Annotated in this window: 19 protein-coding genes and 1 tRNA gene; 15 read left to right on the forward strand and 5 right to left on the reverse strand. The window is 70.2% G+C overall.

Going from position 1 to position 16,706, the window contains the following annotated elements; genetic code table 11:
• Positions 1 to 1,731, reverse strand: a 1,731-nt coding sequence (locus tag ACZ4UU_RS41155; RefSeq protein ID WP_471908565.1) for a helicase HerA-like domain-containing protein, incomplete at its 3' end; no start/stop codon positions are given.
• Between the two features lie 390 nt (positions 1,732 to 2,121).
• Here ACZ4UU_RS41155 and ACZ4UU_RS41160 point away from each other — a divergent pair.
• Both ACZ4UU_RS41160 and ACZ4UU_RS41165 read left to right on the forward strand, forming a co-directional pair.
• The gene (locus ACZ4UU_RS41160; protein WP_003999914.1) at positions 2,122 to 2,418 is read left to right on the forward strand and encodes a type II toxin-antitoxin system VapB family antitoxin; all 297 of its coding nucleotides are present in this window, start codon (positions 2,122 to 2,124) and stop codon (positions 2,416 to 2,418) included.
• A 147-nt stretch (positions 2,419 to 2,565) separates the two neighbouring features.
• Positions 2,566 to 3,189, forward strand: coding sequence for a LytR C-terminal domain-containing protein (locus tag ACZ4UU_RS41165; protein ID WP_471908668.1), 624 nt, complete (start codon positions 2,566 to 2,568; stop codon positions 3,187 to 3,189).
• Positions 3,190 to 3,219: 30 nt separating this feature from the next.
• Here ACZ4UU_RS41165 and upp read toward each other — a convergent pair whose 3' ends face one another.
• On the reverse strand, positions 3,220 to 3,855 hold the full coding sequence (gene upp, locus ACZ4UU_RS41170; RefSeq protein WP_471908566.1) for a uracil phosphoribosyltransferase: 636 nt from the start codon (positions 3,853 to 3,855) through the stop codon (positions 3,220 to 3,222).
• 149 nt (positions 3,856 to 4,004) lie between these two features.
• On the opposite strand from upp, the gene ACZ4UU_RS41175 reads away from it, so the two are divergent.
• From ACZ4UU_RS41175 to ACZ4UU_RS41215, 9 genes are all read left to right on the forward strand, one after another.
• On the forward strand, positions 4,005 to 4,190 hold the full coding sequence (locus ACZ4UU_RS41175; RefSeq protein ID WP_471908567.1) for a hypothetical protein: 186 nt from the start codon (positions 4,005 to 4,007) through the stop codon (positions 4,188 to 4,190).
• 318 nt (positions 4,191 to 4,508) lie between these two features.
• Positions 4,509 to 5,039, forward strand: a complete 531-nt coding sequence (locus tag ACZ4UU_RS41180) for a tRNA adenosine deaminase-associated protein (RefSeq protein ID WP_471908669.1) — start codon at positions 4,509 to 4,511, stop codon at positions 5,037 to 5,039.
• Positions 5,040 to 5,104: 65 nt separating this feature from the next.
• Complete coding sequence (gene tadA, locus ACZ4UU_RS41185) at positions 5,105 to 5,536, forward strand: tRNA adenosine(34) deaminase TadA (protein WP_471908670.1); 432 nt, start codon at positions 5,105 to 5,107, stop codon at positions 5,534 to 5,536.
• An 83-nt stretch (positions 5,537 to 5,619) separates the two neighbouring features.
• A tRNA-Ser gene (locus ACZ4UU_RS41190) sits at positions 5,620 to 5,704 on the forward strand.
• An 84-nt stretch (positions 5,705 to 5,788) separates the two neighbouring features.
• Positions 5,789 to 5,968, forward strand: coding sequence for a hypothetical protein (locus ACZ4UU_RS41195; RefSeq protein ID WP_471908568.1), 180 nt, complete (start codon positions 5,789 to 5,791; stop codon positions 5,966 to 5,968).
• An 11-nt stretch (positions 5,969 to 5,979) separates the two neighbouring features.
• A complete protein-coding gene (locus ACZ4UU_RS41200) occupies positions 5,980 to 6,273 on the forward strand; it encodes a Dabb family protein (RefSeq protein ID WP_471908569.1) in 294 nt (97 codons plus the stop codon).
• Between the two features lie 166 nt (positions 6,274 to 6,439).
• Positions 6,440 to 7,303 carry an RNA polymerase sigma factor SigF gene (locus ACZ4UU_RS41205; protein ID WP_471908570.1) on the forward strand — a complete coding sequence of 288 codons (864 nt, stop codon included), beginning with the start codon at positions 6,440 to 6,442 and terminating at the stop codon, positions 7,301 to 7,303.
• A 268-nt stretch (positions 7,304 to 7,571) separates the two neighbouring features.
• Positions 7,572 to 8,459, forward strand: coding sequence for an RNA polymerase sigma factor SigF (locus tag ACZ4UU_RS41210; protein ID WP_217208751.1), 888 nt, complete (start codon positions 7,572 to 7,574; stop codon positions 8,457 to 8,459).
• 49 nt (positions 8,460 to 8,508) lie between these two features.
• Positions 8,509 to 9,333 (forward strand): hypothetical protein, encoded by an 825-nt coding sequence (locus tag ACZ4UU_RS41215; protein WP_471908571.1) that lies wholly within the window; start codon positions 8,509 to 8,511, stop codon positions 9,331 to 9,333.
• 12 nt (positions 9,334 to 9,345) lie between these two features.
• On the opposite strand, the gene ACZ4UU_RS41220 is transcribed toward ACZ4UU_RS41215, so the two are convergent.
• Entirely contained in the window at positions 9,346 to 9,546 is a 201-nt protein-coding gene (locus ACZ4UU_RS41220) for a hypothetical protein (protein WP_383449570.1), read from the reverse strand.
• Positions 9,547 to 9,751: 205 nt separating this feature from the next.
• On the opposite strand from ACZ4UU_RS41220, the gene ACZ4UU_RS41225 reads away from it, so the two are divergent.
• From ACZ4UU_RS41225 to ACZ4UU_RS41240, 4 genes are all read left to right on the forward strand, one after another.
• Positions 9,752 to 10,216 carry a MarR family winged helix-turn-helix transcriptional regulator gene (locus ACZ4UU_RS41225; RefSeq protein WP_471908572.1) on the forward strand — a complete coding sequence of 155 codons (465 nt, stop codon included), beginning with the start codon at positions 9,752 to 9,754 and terminating at the stop codon, positions 10,214 to 10,216.
• Positions 10,217 to 10,304: 88 nt separating this feature from the next.
• On the forward strand, positions 10,305 to 12,755 hold the full coding sequence (locus tag ACZ4UU_RS41230; RefSeq protein WP_471908671.1) for an MFS transporter: 2,451 nt from the start codon (positions 10,305 to 10,307) through the stop codon (positions 12,753 to 12,755).
• Positions 12,756 to 12,862: 107 nt separating this feature from the next.
• A complete protein-coding gene (locus ACZ4UU_RS41235) occupies positions 12,863 to 13,696 on the forward strand; it encodes a YceI family protein (RefSeq protein ID WP_471908573.1) in 834 nt (277 codons plus the stop codon).
• 4 nt (positions 13,697 to 13,700) lie between these two features.
• Complete coding sequence (locus ACZ4UU_RS41240) at positions 13,701 to 14,171, forward strand: PPOX class F420-dependent oxidoreductase (RefSeq protein WP_471908574.1); 471 nt, start codon at positions 13,701 to 13,703, stop codon at positions 14,169 to 14,171.
• Positions 14,172 to 14,254: 83 nt separating this feature from the next.
• Here ACZ4UU_RS41240 and ACZ4UU_RS41245 read toward each other — a convergent pair whose 3' ends face one another.
• Positions 14,255 to 15,031: a TetR/AcrR family transcriptional regulator gene (locus ACZ4UU_RS41245; RefSeq protein WP_471908575.1), complete on the reverse strand. Its 777-nt coding sequence runs from the start codon at positions 15,029 to 15,031 to the stop codon at positions 14,255 to 14,257.
• Between the two features lie 127 nt (positions 15,032 to 15,158).
• Positions 15,159 to 16,652 (reverse strand): MFS transporter, encoded by a 1,494-nt coding sequence (locus tag ACZ4UU_RS41250; protein ID WP_471908576.1) that lies wholly within the window; start codon positions 16,650 to 16,652, stop codon positions 15,159 to 15,161.
• Between the last annotated feature and the right edge of the window lie 54 nt (positions 16,653 to 16,706).

Here is a 16,706-nt window from a genome sequence, read left to right on the forward strand (position 1 = left end):
GGGGGGGGGGGGGGGGGGGGGGGGGGGGGGGGGGGGGGGGGGGGGGGGGGGGGGGGGGGGGGGGGGGGGGGGGGGGGGGGGGGGGGGGGGGGGTGTGGGGGGGGGGGGGGGGGGGGGGGGGGGGGGGGGGGGGGGGGGGGCGTTTTTTTCCCCCCCCCCCCCCCCCCCCCGCGCCGTACCGAAGACCGACCGGGTGATCTCGCGCCCGATCTGCGTACCTATCGACCGAGCCAGGGACTTGAACATGCCGCTTGAGACGACCTGTTCCACGACGGACGGCTTCTCCTGCCGCTCCCTGCCCCGGGCCGCCTCGCGCATCTCGTCCGGCCCCTTGGCGCCGCGCGCCCCCTCCAGCCTCTCGTACGCCGACTCCCTGTCCACAGCCTGTGCATACCGCCCGTACAACGCGGACGACGTCACCGCACGCTCCAGCACACCCGCCTCGATCGGCCCCATCAGCGACTCGGGAGCCCGCAGCCGGGTCGCCGCGACCGGCGTCGGGGCGCCCTTCTCGCTGAGCACCGTCACCACGGCCTCGCCGGTGCCGAGGCCGGTGAGGAGTTCCTCCAGGTCGTACGCCGAGTTGGGGAACGTCTTCACCGTGGCCTTGAGGGCCTTCTGATCGTCCGGGGTGAAGGCGCGCAGCGCGTGCTGGACGCGGTTGCCCAACTGGCCGAGCACCTCGGCCGGGACGTCCTTCGGCGTCTGCGTCACGAAGAAGACACCGACCCCTTTCGAACGAATCAGCCGCACGGTCTGCGCGATCGAGTCGAGGAAAGCCTTCGAGGCGTCGTCGAACAGCAGATGAGCCTCGTCGAAGAAGAACACGAGCTTCGGCCTGTCGGCGTCCCCGACCTCGGGCAGATCGTGGAAGAGGTCGGCGAGCAGCCACATCAGGAACGTCGAGAACAGCTGCGGCTTGTCCTGTACGGCGGGCAGTTCGAGGACCGACACCACGCCCCGCCCGTCCGGCGCCGTCCGCAGGAACTCGCTGGTGTCGAACTCCGGCTCACCGAAGAACCCGGCCATGCCCTGGGCCTCGAAGGCGGTGAGGGACCGCAGGATCACACCCGCCGTGGCGGTCGAGAGCCCACCGATGTTCCTCAGCTCAGCCCTGCCCTCGTCCGAGGCCAGAAAGGCGACGACCGCCCTGAGGTCCTTGAGGTCGACCAGCTCCAGACCCTTCTGGTCCGCGTAGTGGAAGATCAGGCCGAGTGACTGCTCCTGGGTCCGGTTGAGCTGGAGGACCTTGGACAGCAGAACCGGGCCGAAACTGGTGATCGTGGCCCGTACGGGGGTGCCGCGGCCGATGCCGCCGAGGGCGTAGAACTCTGCGGGGAAGCCGGTCGCCGTCCACTCCTGGTGCACCTCGGCGGTGCGGGAGCGCACCTTGTCGTTGGCCTGCCCCGGCTCCGCGAGGCCGGAGAGATCGCCCTTCACGTCCGCCAGGAACACCGGCACGCCCTGCGCCGACAGTTGCTCGGCGATCAACTGGAGCGTCTTGGTCTTGCCGGTGCCGGTGGCCCCCGCGACCAGTCCGTGCCGGTTCAGCATGGCCAACGGAACGCGGACCCGCGCATCGGGCAGACACACACCGTCCCAAAGCAGCGCCCCCAGCTCCAGGCCGGGCCCACCGAAGGCATACCCGGCGGCGATCTCCAACGCCTCCCGCGGCAGCGCGGCCCCACCACCCCGCTCCGCCCCTACGACCGCCCTCTCCCGATCCCTCATCCAACCCACCACCTTTCCTCGCCCCCGCCGCCCCTACCCGTCCCATCCTTCTGGGGCTCCGCCCCAGACCCCGCTCCTCAAACGCCGGAGGGGCTGAGTACTCCCGAACCCCCACCCACCCGCAGGGAGCTACGCCGGGACGGCTGGGCTTTTCAGCCCGTCCGGCGTTTGAGGACGAGGCCCGCAGGGCCGAAGCGGGGGTCTGGGGGCGGCAGCCCCCAGGGATGGGACGGGTAGGGGCGGCGGGGGCGTAACCCTCCGTTCCCCCTCCCGATCCACCCACCACTTCCTCCGGCTTTGCCGATTCATCCCCATTTGCCACCTCTTTTCCAGCGTCGCACTCCGTCGTCATGGCTGCGCCCGGAAGGTCTTGACCGGTAGGCTTTCCGTGTGATCTTCAAGCGCATCGGAAACGGCCGGCCGTACCCCGACCACGGCCGGGAAAGCACCCGGCAGTGGGCGGACGTCGCGCCGCGCCCGGTCCGCCTCGATCAGCTCGTGACGACCAAGGGTCAGCTCGATCTGGAAACACTGCTGGCCGAGGACTCGACCTTCTACGGCGACCTCTTCGCGCACGTCGTGAAGTGGCAGGGCGACCTGTACCTGGAGGACGGCCTCCACCGCGCGGTGCGGGCTGCGCTCCAGCAGCGCCAGGTGCTGCACGCGCGCGTCCTGGAACTGGACTGACCCGAGCCCGGACCGACGCGGCCGGGCGTCACGGCGTAGCCAGTTGCCCCTTTCGGGTTGGACCACGCGTCCTCGAATGATCATCTAGTAGGCATTGCCGCTCGCGCGCACTACGCTGCGCCCATGAGCATGCTGACTCCCCCGGGCATGGGCGGCCAGTACCGGATCAAGGGGGACAAGTACCCGCGTATGCGCCGTCCCCGGCGCCGCGGCAGGCTCGTCGTCGCCACCGTCGCCTCCGCCGCCGCGGTCGGCCTGATCGGCTGGGGCACACTGCAGCTCATCGACGTCTTCACGGGCGGCGGCGGAGAGGCCTCGGCGGCGGGTCCCAAGGCCGACTGCCGGACCGGCGCGACCCCGTCCGCCACGCCCACCGCCCCCGCCGCAGTGCCCAAGCCGGGCAAGGTCACCGTCAACGTCTTCAACGCCACGACCCGCAGCGGCCTGGCCAAGCAGACCGCGGACGAGCTGAAGAAGCGCGGCTTCAAGATCGGTGACGTGGGCAACGCGACCAAGGAGTTCGACAAGAAGGTCAAGGGCACCGGCCTCCTGCTGGGCCCGGCCGCGTCCCTGAACACCTCGCTGCCCGTCCTCGCCACCCAGCTCAGCACCGCCGAACGCCGCACCGACCCCGCCCGCAAGGGCGAAGCCGTCGACCTCATCATCGGCAACGGCTTCAAGGAGCTGAGAAAGAAAGCGGACGCCGACCAGGCCCTGGCCGCCCTGGCCAAGCCCAAGCCGACGCCCGGCGCTTCAAAGAGTGCCTGCTGAGCAACGCCCCAAGGGGCGAACGATCCCGCCCTACTCAGCAGCCCCGTAAAGACGATCCCCGGCGTCCCCAAGCCCAGGGACGATGTACCCGTGCTCGTTCAGATGGTCGTCCACCGCGGCCGTCACCACCGTCACCGGCGTCCCCGCCAGCTCCCGCTCCATCAGCTCGACACCCTCGGGCGCGGCGAGAAGCACCACGGCCGTCACATCGTCCGCGCCCCTCTTGATGAGCTCCTGGATCGCCGCGACCAGCGTCCCACCCGTGGCGAGCATCGGGTCCAGGACGTACACCTGACGCCCCGAGAGGTCCTCCGGCATGCGCGAGGCGTACGTGGAGGCCTGCAGCGTCTCCTCGTTGCGGATCATGCCCAGGAAGCCCACCTCGGCGGTCGGCAGCAGCCGGACCATGCCGTCCAGCATGCCGAGACCGGCCCGCAGGATCGGCACCACCAGCGGGCGCGGGTGGGAGAGCTTGACGCCGGTGGTGTCGGTGACCGGGGTCGTGATGTCGACCGCTTCGGTGCGCACGTCCCGCGTGGCCTCGTAGGCGAGCAGGGTGACCAGCTCGTCGGCCAGCCGACGGAAGGTCGCGGAGTCGGTGCGCTGGTCGCGCAGCGTGGTGAGCTTGTGGGCGACCAGGGGGTGGTCGACGACGTGGAGACGCATGTCCACAACAGTAACCGGGCCGGGTGCGCCCAGCGTCCTCACGCGCGGCAAGCCCCGGGCCAACACTTCACTCCTGTGCTGGCATCAAACCGCCCATCAGAGGGAAAGTGGGAGGGACGTACCGGGGGTAGTCCGGGGGTGGTGTGCCCGTGCCTGATCGTGAGTCCCCAGCGGACACCGCGCAGGATGAGGCGGACGCCGCACGTCGTCGGCGCCGTGCCCAGTTCCTGCGGGAACTCGCCGAGGCCCGCGCCCTGCGGGACCGCGTCCAGCCGCGCCGCGCCAAGGCGGCCCGGCTGCGCCACGCCCTGCGCATGCGAACCTTCCGCTGGTAGGGCGGGCGAGGTCCCGGGGAAGATCCGCACCCTTCGGAGGAGCCTGCGCGGTGAGCGTGCGTGGACAGCCGGAAAAGCCGCGTACGATCCGCACGTGGCGGCAACGAGTGTGCTGGTGAGTCCTTCACGGACATGCTCGCGGACCCCCTCGGGCCAACGCGATCAAAACTGCCGGACACAGGGAGCCGAAGACGTCCCCTGAACGCCTTGTTTCTGCCACGATTCCGAGTGGGTGGGCTCGGAGCACAGCTCTCCCCGCCCCAACCTCCGCCGGGGGGACCCCCAACCGGCACGCCTATGACCAGTGGGAGAGTCACGGTGTACTTCGCCGCACTGCTCGCGCGCACCGAAGACGGGTGGGAAGCGAGCGACACAGAGCTCGACGATGTGGAGACCCTGTCGGACCTGGCCGACCTGGCCCGTGAAGCCTCGCCGGAGGACGACACGGTGCTCGTGCTCATCGAGCAGGAGGACGCCTGGTTCGGGGTCGTCCGGATCGACGGCGAGGACGACCCTCGCATCTACGTCTCGGACGCCGCCGCCGCTGCCCGCAGCAGCTACGGGGAGATCCTGCTCACCGACGAGCTGCTCGGAAGGGAGCCCGGCGACGACAGCGCCGACCTGGACGCCCTGGACCTCGACGGCACGGAGGAGCCCGACGGCGACTCCGACGACGACGAGGACGGCGGCTCCGCCGAAGCCGTTCCGCACAGCCCCGTCGGCGATACCGAGATCCTCGACGACCTCGGCGTCGGCGAGAAGGAACTGAAGGCCCTGGACGCCGAGGACGCGCTCGGCGCGATCGCCGAGGCGCTGGGCGCCTCGGAGGTGCTGGAGACCGTCCGCTGACCTCGTCCGACCAGGGGTCGACGCCCGAGGTGCCCGACCCCGTACGCGACCGCTGGCGGGCCGCGATGCGGCTCGCCCTGGACCAGGCCGAACTGGCCGTCCGGGGCGGGGACGTCCCCGTCGGCGCCGTCGTGCTGTCCGCCGACGGCACGACCGTGCTCGGCGTCGGCCACAACGAGCGTGAGGCGACCGGCGATCCGACCGCGCACGCCGAGGTGCTGGCGATCCGGCGGGCTGCCGCAACGGTCGGCGAGTGGCGGCTGTCCGGCTGCTCGCTCGTCGTCACGCTGGAGCCCTGCACCATGTGTGCCGGAGCGATCGTGCAGTCCCGGGTGGACCGGGTCGTGTACGGCGCCCGGGACGAGAAGGCCGGCGCGGCCGGCTCCCTCTGGGACGTCGTACGCGACCGGCGGCTCAACCACCGGCCCGAGGTGATCGAGGGCGTGCTCGCCGCGGACTGCGCCCGGATTCTCACCGAGTTCTTCCGGGACCGGTGAGCCGAGGGCCCGCCAAGGACGGTGCTGGGACCCGGCGAAAACCGATTTCAGAGCACGGCCCGGCGTGCTGTAAGGTCTCCCTCGGTAGCGTGTCCGAGCGGCCGAAGGAGCTCGCCTCGAAAGCGAGTGTGGCGCAAGTCACCGAGGGTTCAAATCCCTCCGCTACCGCTCTCAGAAGGGCCCCGTCGAAAGACGGGGCCCTTCGTGCGATCATGTCCGGTCGATGGGGCAAAAGTGACAGGGGAGGCCGCCGTGGCGGTGAATTCGAAGAAGGTCGCCGTCTACGTCGTCGTGGTCTTCGTGTTCTACGTGATCATCACGGACCCGAAAGGGGCCGCCGGGTACGTCGAGATAGGGTTCCAGGGCATATCGGACGCCGCCAAGGCCATCGGCGACTTCATGACATGGATCGCCAACGGAGGCGAAAGCTAGGGAGTACGCACATGATCCGCCACCTGGTCCTCTTCAAGCTCGACGAGGGCGTCGAGCGCGACGACCCGCGGGTCGTGGAGGGCGTCGAGGCCTTCCGGTCGCTGGAGGGCAGGATCCCCGAGCTGCGGCACTGGGAACTCGGCTGGAACATCAGCGACCGCCCCATCGCCTACGACTTCGCGATCAACTCCGCCTTCGAGGACCCGGCGGCCCTGCGCGCGTACGTGGAGCACCCCGAGCACCAGGCGGGCGTCACGCTGTGGCGCGAGTTCGCCACCTGGGTGATCGCCGACTACGAATTCTGAGGCCCGGCGCTCCGGTCCGCCCGGAACCCCCCCCGAGCCCTCCGCCGGAACGGCGGGGGGCTTTCGCGTGTCTTACGCACCGATCCATTCCCAACACGGGATTATGCGGTACTTGAACACAATGAACTGTCTTGTGATGCTATGACCGCTTTTGACGGATGAGTTGATGGATCACGAGGTGGAGTTGACCGTGCCGGCCAGTACTGCGCCTCAAGCCCCGACCCACTCACCCCAGGAGGACACTCCCGCGGCCACGCCGCCCCGCAGCCGCGGCGCGGACACCCGGGCGCTCACCCAGGTGCTCTTCGGAGAGCTCAAGGAGTTGCAGCCGGGCACGCCGGAGCACAACCGCGTGCGCGGGGCGCTCATCGAGGCCAACCTCCCGCTCGTGCGCTACGCGGCCGCCCGCTTCCGCTCCCGCAACGAGCCCATGGAGGATGTGATCCAGGTCGGCACCATCGGGCTCATCAACGCCATCGACCGCTTCGACCCGGACCGGGGTGTGCAGTTCCCGACGTTCGCGATGCCGACCGTCGTCGGCGAGATCAAGCGGTACTTCCGCGACAACGTCCGCACGGTCCACGTACCGCGCCGGCTGCACGAGCTGTGGGTCCAGGTCAACAGCGCGACAGAGGACCTGACCACCGCCTTCGGGCGCACCCCCACCACCGCCGAGATCGCCGAGCGGCTGCGCATCACCGAGGACGAGGTGCTGTCCTGCATCGAGGCCGGACGCTCGTACCACGCCACCTCGCTGGAGGCCGCGCAGGAGGGCGACGGGCTGCCCGGACTGCTGGACCGGCTCGGCTACGAGGACCCCGCGCTGGACGGCGTGGAACACCGCGACCTGGTCCGGCATCTGCTGGTGCAACTCCCCGAACGCGAGCAGAGAATCCTGCTCCTGCGCTACTACAGCAACCTCACCCAGTCGCAAATCAGTGCGGAACTCGGGGTGTCGCAGATGCACGTTTCGAGGCTACTCGCGCGTAGCTTCCAGCGGCTGCGTTCGGCGAACCGGATCGACGCCTAACCGCAAACAGGAGCGACCGGTCACCGTCCCGAGCGAATCGCTCACCAGGGCGGATCCCGACAGTTCTGGGCCGAAAGGCCGTCAGACCCCCTTTATCCAGGGCCGATTCGAGTCTCACATGTCGACATGTCACTACAGCGTGTTGCCGACATGTGACATTCTTCGGGAAGCGCGTTTGCCGTGGCCTCGGCTCCGGTATTCAGGTGAAGGCTGGCGTTCCTCGATCGGAGCGTTCGCCACGACCGTCCCGCGACCCAAAGGGGGTGGCATGTCCGCAGACCAGGGCAGCTCGAAGGTGCTCACGCTCACAAAGAGCGAGTCCGCGCCCGACGCCGTTCTCGACGACGTCACGGCTCTGGAGGCCGTGCCGGCCCCGGCCCTTCCGACGTCGGATTCGATCGACACCCGCACCCTGTCCCGCTCCCTGTTCCTGCGGCTCGCCGCCCTGGACGAGAACAGCCCCGAGCGCGCCTACGTCCGGGACACCCTGATCGAGCTCAACCTCCCGCTCGTGCGCTACGCGGCGGCCCGCTTCCGCTCGCGCAACGAGCCGATGGAGGACATCGTCCAGGTCGGCACCATCGGCCTGATCAAGGCGATCGACCGCTTCGACTGCGAACGGGGCGTGGAATTCCCCACGTTCGCGATGCCGACCGTGGTCGGGGAGATCAAGCGGTTCTTCCGTGACACCTCCTGGTCGGTGCGCGTCCCGCGCCGGCTCCAGGAGCTGCGCCTGGCCCTCACCAAGGCCAGCGACGAGCTCTCCCAGAAGCTGGACCGCTCCCCGACGGTGACCGAACTCGCCGCCGTGCTGGGCGTGTCCGAGGAGGACGTCGTCGACGGCCTCGCGGTCGGCAACGCGTACACCGCCTCCTCGCTGGACTCCCCGGCCCCGGAGGACGACGGCGGCGAGGGCTCCCTGGCCGACCGGCTCGGCTACGAGGACACCGCCCTTGAAGGCGTCGAGTACCGCGAGTCCCTCAAGCCGCTGCTGGCCAAACTGCCGCCCCGCGAGCGGCGGATCATCATGCTCCGCTTCTTCGCCAACATGACGCAGTCGCAGATCGGCGAGGAGGTCGGCATCTCCCAGATGCACGTCTCCCGGCTGCTGACCCGGACCCTGGCCCAGCTGCGCGAGGGCCTCATCTCCGACTGACCCCGTCCGCTCCCTTCATATTTGACGGAGCGTCAGCCACCATGGCCCGATGCTTGGCCGGATGTGGACGACCACGACACCTGGCCGTCGGTGCGCCCTGATCGGCGCGTCGACGGCCGTCGTCTGCCTGGGCGGGGTGCTGGCCGCGTGCGGTGGCGGCGGGAGTGGTGACGGGTACGTCGCGACGGGGGCGGCGGGCGGTCCGCCGAGGGTGTCCGGTACGGCTGCCGCGCCCACCGGCGAGGTGACGCTGGTGCCGCTGGACGGGCCGGAGGGCGGCAGCGGTGAAGGTGGCGGTGGCGGTTCCGGCAATTCCCGGGGGCGGGGCGGGAGTCGGGCGCCGGCATCCTCTCAGGGAGCGGAACGCGAAGAGACGGAGAGTCCCGTCCACCCTTCGAGCGGCACCCGAGGCACCCGCGGCCCCGCGGTCACACCGTCCGCCTCGACCGCCCCGCCCAGCAGTCCACCCGACCCCTCGACCTCCGCTCCCTCGACCTCCGCTCCCACGGCCTCCGCACCCGCGACGTCCACGCCCGCGAAGCTGACCGTGAGCGACCCCGTACGGGAGCCCACCGACCGGCGCTGGTGCGAGAAGGTCACCCTCGACTTCCACAACTCGGGCGGCACAGCCGTGCGTTCCGGCACCGTCACCTTCGGCACGCACGTCATCGGCGCGCTCGGCATCGACTGGGCGACGGTCGAGTCCACGCGGAAGCTCCCGGCGCCGATCGGGGCCGGGAAGCGCGAGGAGCGGACCTGGACGGTGTGCGTCGACGCCATGGGGGTCCCCCCGCTCGAGCGCATTCGAGAGTGGGGGAGGGTGCCGCTGGGCATGCACATCGAGACGCGGGACGTCACCGTCCGGTGGCAGTAGCGGCCGTACGGTCTACTTGAACGCCAGCCACGCCACCGCGGCGACGACCGCCACGGCGACGACGACGCCGAGGATCAGGCCGATGCGAGGGCCGGAGGAGGCGGCGGCCTGCTGCTGACGACCGGCCTGGGGGCCCTCGTCGACGAACGCGCGGAACATCTGGGTGCTGCCTGCGGGGTCGTGGTTGCCCTGGGGGCCCTGGGTGTTAGCCATGGGCTGAGACCCTAGCGAATTCGCCCGTTCGGCCCAAGTGGGGGCTCCCGCCCTGCACAGGGGGTCACAGGACCCACCCCACCTGCACATTTACGGTCGCAATACTTGCCTTTGCCAAGTTTTTGCGGCGCACCCACGCCTATTGTTTGCCTGCAGCAACCAATCGCTTCTATGGTTGCCCTAAGCAACAAATGACGGAGGTGTGATGGCCGAGCAGGCGCAGTACGAGGAGCTGGTCCGTCAGTTCAGCGCCTTCGGTGCCGTGAAGCGGGAGATGGGACGGACGCTGCCGCCCGACTGCCCCGCCGGTTCCGCCGCCGTACTGACCTTGTTGAGCCGCCACGGGCACATGCGCATGAGCAAGCTCGCCGAGCTGCTGGCCGTGGACATGTCGGTCACCAGCCGTCATGTGGCCCATGTGGTCGAGCGGGGCTGGATCGAGCGGTCCCCCGACCCGGCGGACAAGCGCTCACGCATCCTGCGTCTCACGCCCGCGGGCGTGGCACAGGTGGACCGGTTGTCCCGGTGCACCACCCAGATGCTCGCCCGGCGCCTGAGCGACTGGACCGACGACGAGGTGGCCCAGCTCACCCGGCTCATGGCGCGACTGAGGTCGTGCTTCGACGAACCGTCCCCCCGTACACCCGCGACACCCGCGATCACCCAGTAAGAGAAGGAAGCCCATGGCAACGACCACACCAGCCGGTGTGCGGGCCCACGCCAAGCACTCAGGAGGCGCCCACGCCGACGGCGCTCCGATGTCGCACCGGCAGATCATGGAAGCGCTGACCGGGCTGCTGCTCGGCATGTTCGTGGCGATCCTGTCGTCGACGATCGTCTCCAACGCCCTGCCCGACATCATCAAGGACCTCGGCGGTGGCCAGAGCGCCTACACCTGGGTGGTCACCGCGTCGCTGCTGGCGATGACCGCGTCCACCCCGCTGTGGGGCAAGCTCGCCGACCTGTTCTCCAAGAAGCTGCTCATACAGCTGGCCCTCGTGATCTTCGTGGCCGGCTCCGCGCTGGCCGGTCTGTCGCAGAACGCCGGGATGCTCATCGCCTTCCGCGCCGTCCAGGGCATCGGCATGGGTGGTCTGTCCTCGCTGGCCCAGATCATCCTGGCCGCGATGATCTCCCCGCGTGAGCGCGGCCGGTACAACGGCTACCTCGGCGCCACCTTCGCGACCGCGATGGTCGGCGGCCCGCTGATCGGCGGCGTCATCACCGACACCGACTGGCTCGGCTGGCGCTGGTGCTTCTACGTCGGCGTGCCTTTCGCCGTGATCGCCCTCATCGTGCTGCAGCGCACCCTGCACCTCCCGGTCGTCCGCCGGAAGGTCAAGGTCGACTGGGCGGGCGCCTTCTTCATCACCGCCGCGGTCTGCCTGCTGCTGGTCTGGGTGACCTTCGCCGGTGACAAGTACGACTGGCTGTCCGGACAGACGTACGCGATGACCGGTGGCGCGCTCGCGCTGCTGCTGGTCTTCATCCTCGTCGAGTCCAGGGCGAGCGAGCCGATCATCCCGCTGCGCCTGTTCCGCAACCGGACCATCACGCTGGCCTCGCTGGCCTCGCTGTTCGTCGGCATCGCGATGTTCGCAGGCACGATCTTCTTCAGCCAGTACTTCCAGCTGGCGCGCAACGAGTCACCGACCATGTCCGGCGTCCTGACCATCCCGATGATCGTCGGCCTGTTCGTCTCCTCGACCGTCTCCGGCCAGGTCATCACCCGCACCGGCCGCTGGAAGGCCTGGCTGCTGGCCGGCGGTGTCCTGGTGACCGCGGGCCTAGGGCTCCTCGGCACGATCCGCTACGACACCGAGTACTGGCACGTCGCGATCTTCATGGCCCTGCTGGGTCTCGGCGTCGGCATGATGATGCAGAACCTGGTCCTCGCCACACAGAACCAGGTGGACCCGAGCGACCTGGGCGTCGCCAGCTCGGTGGTGAACTTCTTCCGCTCCCTCGGCGGCGCCATGGGCGTCTCGGCGCTCGGCGCGGTCCTCAGCCACCGCATCACGCACTACGCCGAGGAGGGGCTGACCAAGCTCGGCGTGCAGGGTTCGTCGGGCCACGGCGAGATCCCCGACCTCGACGCGCTGCCCGCGCCCGTCCGCACGGTCATCGAGAGCGCGTACGGCCACGGCGTCGCGGACGTCTTCCTCTACGCCGCTCCGCTCGCCTTCCTCGCCCTCCTGTTCGCCCTGTTCATCAAGGAGGTCCCGTTGAAGACGAAGGGCGCTCTGGCCCAGGCCGCCGAGGGCGGTGAGCCGGTGACGCCGGAGCCCGCCGAAGCCGCCGAGGCTGCCGCTGCACCGGCCGCCGCGCAGGAGCGGGTCCCGAGCTGGGCCACCGCCGCCTCCGACACCGAGGTCTCGACGGAGGGCACTCAGCAGCTCGCCGCCGTGGCCACGGTGGCCCGCCCCGAGGAGACCACCGGTTCGTCCGGCGTCCCGGTCCGCGGCTTCGTCCGGGGCGCCGAGAGCGCGCCCGTGCCGCAGGCGGCGGTCACGCTGATCTCGCTGGCCGGACGGCAGCTGGGCCGGTCGGTCGCCCAGGCCGACGGTTCGTACGCGGTCGACGCGCCGGGCGCCGGATCGTACGTCCTGATCGCCTCCGCCGACGGCTTCCAGCCGCAGGCCTCCACCATCGTCGTGAACGGCGACGAGCCGGTGGCGTACGACATCCTGCTCAGCGGCACCAGCGGCCTGAGCGGTGTGGTCCGGGCCGCGGGGAGCGCGCTGGCCGTCAAGGACGCGATGGTGATCGTCACCGACGTGCGCGGTGACCTGCTGGCCACGGCCGCCACCGGTGAGCAGGGCGAGTTCGGCTTCGCCGAGCTGGTGCCGGGTGCCGTGACCGTCGCGGTGAACGCCGCCGGATACCGGCCGCGCGCCCTGCCCGTCGAGATCGGCGGCACCGGAGTCACCCGGATCGAGGTCGACCTGGAGGCAGGTGCCCAGGTCCAGGGCGTCGTACGGGCGCCGCACGGCCCGCTGGCCGACGCGCGGGTCACCCTGGTCGACGCAGCCGGCAACGTGGTCGGCACGGCGACGACCGGGCCGGACGGGGCGTACGCCTTCACCGACCTGGACGGCGGCGAGTACACGGTCATCGCGACCGGCTACCCGCCGGTGGCGACGGCGCTGACGGTGACCGGCCGCGGCACGGACGACCACGACATCACGCTCGCCCACCCGGGCGATTAACAAGACCCCGGCCCGTGGTGCGCGGCGCGCTCTGAGCGGAGGTGCGCCCCGCCACGGGCCGGCTTCTTCATGGCCAATTTGTAAGTCTTTGCAGGGAGTTGGACGGGATGGGACTGACGGGGCTGACCGCGAGGATCCGTACCCGGGACGGGTGGGCCGTGTCGCACGCGGTCGTCACGGTGACCGACATGACCGGAACGCAGGTGCTGCGTGCGGAGGCGGACGCGGAGGGGGCCGTACGGGACGCGAACCCGCTGGCGCCGGGGGCGTACACCGTCATCGTCACCGCCGTCGGCTACGCGCCGGCCGCCGCGAGCGCGATCGTCACGGCGAGCGGGCGGGCCGAGGTCGGCACGGTGACCCTGGCCCGGCAGGGCGGCACGGAGCTGCCGCCGCCCGGACCGTGGACCGTCGACCCGGCGCACTCCAGCGTGGCCGCCGTCGCCCAGCACCTGGGGATCTCCAGCGTGCGGGGCCGTTTCACCCGCTTCTCCGGCGCCATCGAGATCGCGCCTGACGACGTCACCAAGTCCCGCGTGGAGGCGGTGATCCGGGCCGACTCGATCGACACGGGCAACGACATGCGGGACGGGCATCTGAAGTCGCCGGACTTCCTGGACGTGGAGCGGTTTCCCGAGATCACCTACCGGTCGACGGGGGTCACCGCGGCCGTGGGCTCCGACCGCTGGACGGTCCACGGAGAGCTGGGCATGCACGGTGTCGTACGGCCCGTGGACCTGGACCTGGCCTACCTCGGCACCGGCGCCGACCCGTGGGGCGGGACCCGGGCGGCGTTCCGGGCGACGACCGAGCTGCACCGGGACGACTTCGCCATGAACTACAACCAGGTCGTACAGGCCGGCATCGCGGCCATCGGGACGACGCTGAAGGTGGAGCTGGACATCCAGGCCGTGCAGGGCGAGTCGCTGCCCCTAGGCTGAGGTCATGGCACCGAACATCGCTACGAACACCCGCGTATCGCTCGAAGAGTTGCTGGACTTCGTACGGCCCCGTCATCGCGCCCTGCTGCTGACCAGGCGGGCCGACGGCAGCCCGCAGGCCTCGCCGTTGACCTGCGGGGTCGACGACTCGGGGCGGATCGTGGTCTCCACGTACCCCGAACGGGCCAAGACGCGCAACGCCAAGCGGGATCCCCGGGTGAGCGTCCTGGTCCTCAGCGACGACTGGAACGGGCCGTGGGTGCAGATCGACGGTTCCGCGGAGGTGATCGACTCGCCGGAGTCCGTGGAGCCGCTCGTGGAGTACTTCCGGAACATCTCGGGGGAGCATCCGGACTGGGACGAGTACCGGGAGGCGATGGTGAAGCAGGGGAAGTCGATCATCCGGGTCACGCCGGAGTCGTGGGGGCCGGTGGCGACGGGTGGGTTTCCAGCGCGGCTTGCTCCGCAAGGGTGAGCCGGTTCGCCTAGGAGCTCGGGGGTGCGGATCGTCTGGCGGCTGCGGGTTGGTTGTGGCTGGTCGCGCAGTTCCCCGCGCCCCTAGGGGCGTTGCTCGCGCCCCTCTTTTTCAACCATCGCCTCGATGCCTGCGACCAGCAGGTCCAGGGCGAACTCGAAGTCCCGTTGCCACATTTCCTCGACCGTGTCGCCGCCGCGGGCCTGCATGAGTTCCGCGGAGTCCTGGACGATGTCGGCGGTGTCGGGGGCCTGGGTGACCGTGCTCATGGCGTGCTTGAAGTAGTCGTCCGGGGTCATGCCGAAGGCGGCGCTGCGGGTGATGAAGTGGCCCTCCATCGTGCCGAAGCCGTAGACGAACTGGAATACGGCGGAAATGGCGGCCACCAGGCCGTGTGCGGGCAGGCCGGTCTGGCGGATGACGCGCTGGACGAGGCGGGAGAACTCAAGGCTGTTCGGGCCGATGTTGACGTAGGTGCCGATCAACGGCGACAGCCACGGGTGGCGGACCAGCAGGTCGCGGTAGCCGCGGGCCAGTCCGCGCAGCTGGTCCTGCCAGTCCGCGTCCGCCTCCGGGTCGGGCAGCGTCAGTTCGCCGAACGCGGCGTCGAGGGCGAGTTCGAGGAGGTCGTCCTTGGTATCGACGTACCAGTAGACGGACATCGCGGTCACGTTCAGCTCGGCCGCCAGTCTCCGCATGGAGAACTTGGCCAGCCCCTCGGCGTCCAGCAGCCGTACGGTCACCTCGGTGATCCGTTCCCGGTCGAGCCCGGAGGGCTGACTGCCCCCACGCCCGCCTCGCCGCTCCTTGCCCTCCAGCCAGACGCTGGTCCGCGCGGCCTGCCGACCTGCCCTAGCCATGGCACACCTTCCTAGACTCCATCAGCTGATCAAGATGCTAGGCGGCCGCGCCCCTGAGGGGCGCGGGGAACCGCGCGACCAGCCACGGCGGACCCGCGGCCGCCCAACAACCGTATGAACCGAGCTCTTAGGCGATATCTGCCCTCTCCGCCCGCCGCAACAACGCCCCGGCGACCAACCCACCGAGCAACACAGCCAACGCCCCCACCAGCAAACTGGTCTCCAGCCCGGAGGAAAACGCCGCCAGCACCCGTTCCCTCTCCCCGGCCGACCCCGCAGCCGCCAACGCCGCCGGCAGGGACGTCGCAGCCACCGGAATCAGCGCCGCGAACCGGGAGTTGAGCAACGCCCCCAGCACGGCGACCCCCAGCCCGGTGCCGAACTCCGCCACCGTGCCGTTGATCCCCCCGCCGACCCCCGCCTTCTCCGGCGGAATCGCGCTCATGATCGCGTGCGACATCGCCGGGCTCGCCACCGCCGCGCCGGTCCCGATGAGCACCAACCCCAGCAGCGTGCCGGTGTAACCGCCGGAGGACACCGTGGCGACGGACGCCAGACCCGCCGCCATCACCGCCATGCCGAGCCCGATGGCGAGCGGGGTGCCCAGCCGGGCCGCCCACCTGGCCGCCACGCCGGTGAAGTTCAGCGCCACGATCATCAGGGCGAGCGGTGCCGTCCGCAGCCCGGCCTCCAGGGGCTCGTAGCCGAGCACGAACTGCATGTGCTGCGTGAGCAGGAAGAGCGAGCCTCCCATCCCGAAGGTGATCAACACACCTCCCGCGATCGCTCCCGTGAACTGCCGGTTCCGGAAGAAGTGCAGGTCGAGCATGGGGTACGGGATCCGGCTCTCCCAGTAGCCGAAGGCGACCAGTACGACGACGGCCACGGCGGCCGTCAGCAGGACCTGGCCGGACAGCCAGCCGTGCTCCGGCCCGGAGATGATCGCGTAGACCAGCGAGGCCATGCCGATCGTGGAGAGCACCGCGCCCAGCAGGTCGGGGCGGTCGCCCTGCGGGTTCTTGGACTCGGGGACGAGCACTATGACGGCCACCAGGGCGAGCAGCGCGACCGGGATGTTGATCAGGAAGATCGCGCCCCACCAGAAGTGGTCCAGCATGAAGCCGCCGAGGAGGGGTCCGGCCGCGAAGCCCAGTGAGTTCACCGCGGCCCAGATGCCGATCGCCTTCGGCTGCTCCTCCGGCGTGAAGATCTGGATCGCCACGGCCAGGACGGTGGTCATCAGCAGCGCGCCGCCGACGCCCATCCCGGCGCGCGCCGCGATCAGCTGGCCGGTCGACTCGGCGAGGCCGGCCACGAGGGAGCCCACGCCGAACAGCGCCAGTCCCGCGGCCAGCATCTTCTTACGGCCGTAGCGGTCGGCCGCACTGCCCGCCGTGAGCAGCAGGCCCGACTGCACCAGCGAATAGGCGTTGATCATCCACTGGATGTCGGAGGTGGCCGCGCCCAGTTCGCTGGTGAGCGAGGGGATGGCCACGTTCAGGACGGTGTTGTCGAGCACCACGGTGAGCACCGCGAGGCAGAGGACACCGAGGATCAGCCAGCGCTGGGGGTGGCCGTCCTCGGCCGCGGCCAGGGTCTTTTCCTGGGGAGACGTCGACATGCCATACACCGTAGAACATCTCTCATACACTGTACAACGGGGTTACGAGAAAGG

The organism is Streptomyces sp. NPDC028907, from assembly GCF_055564995.1.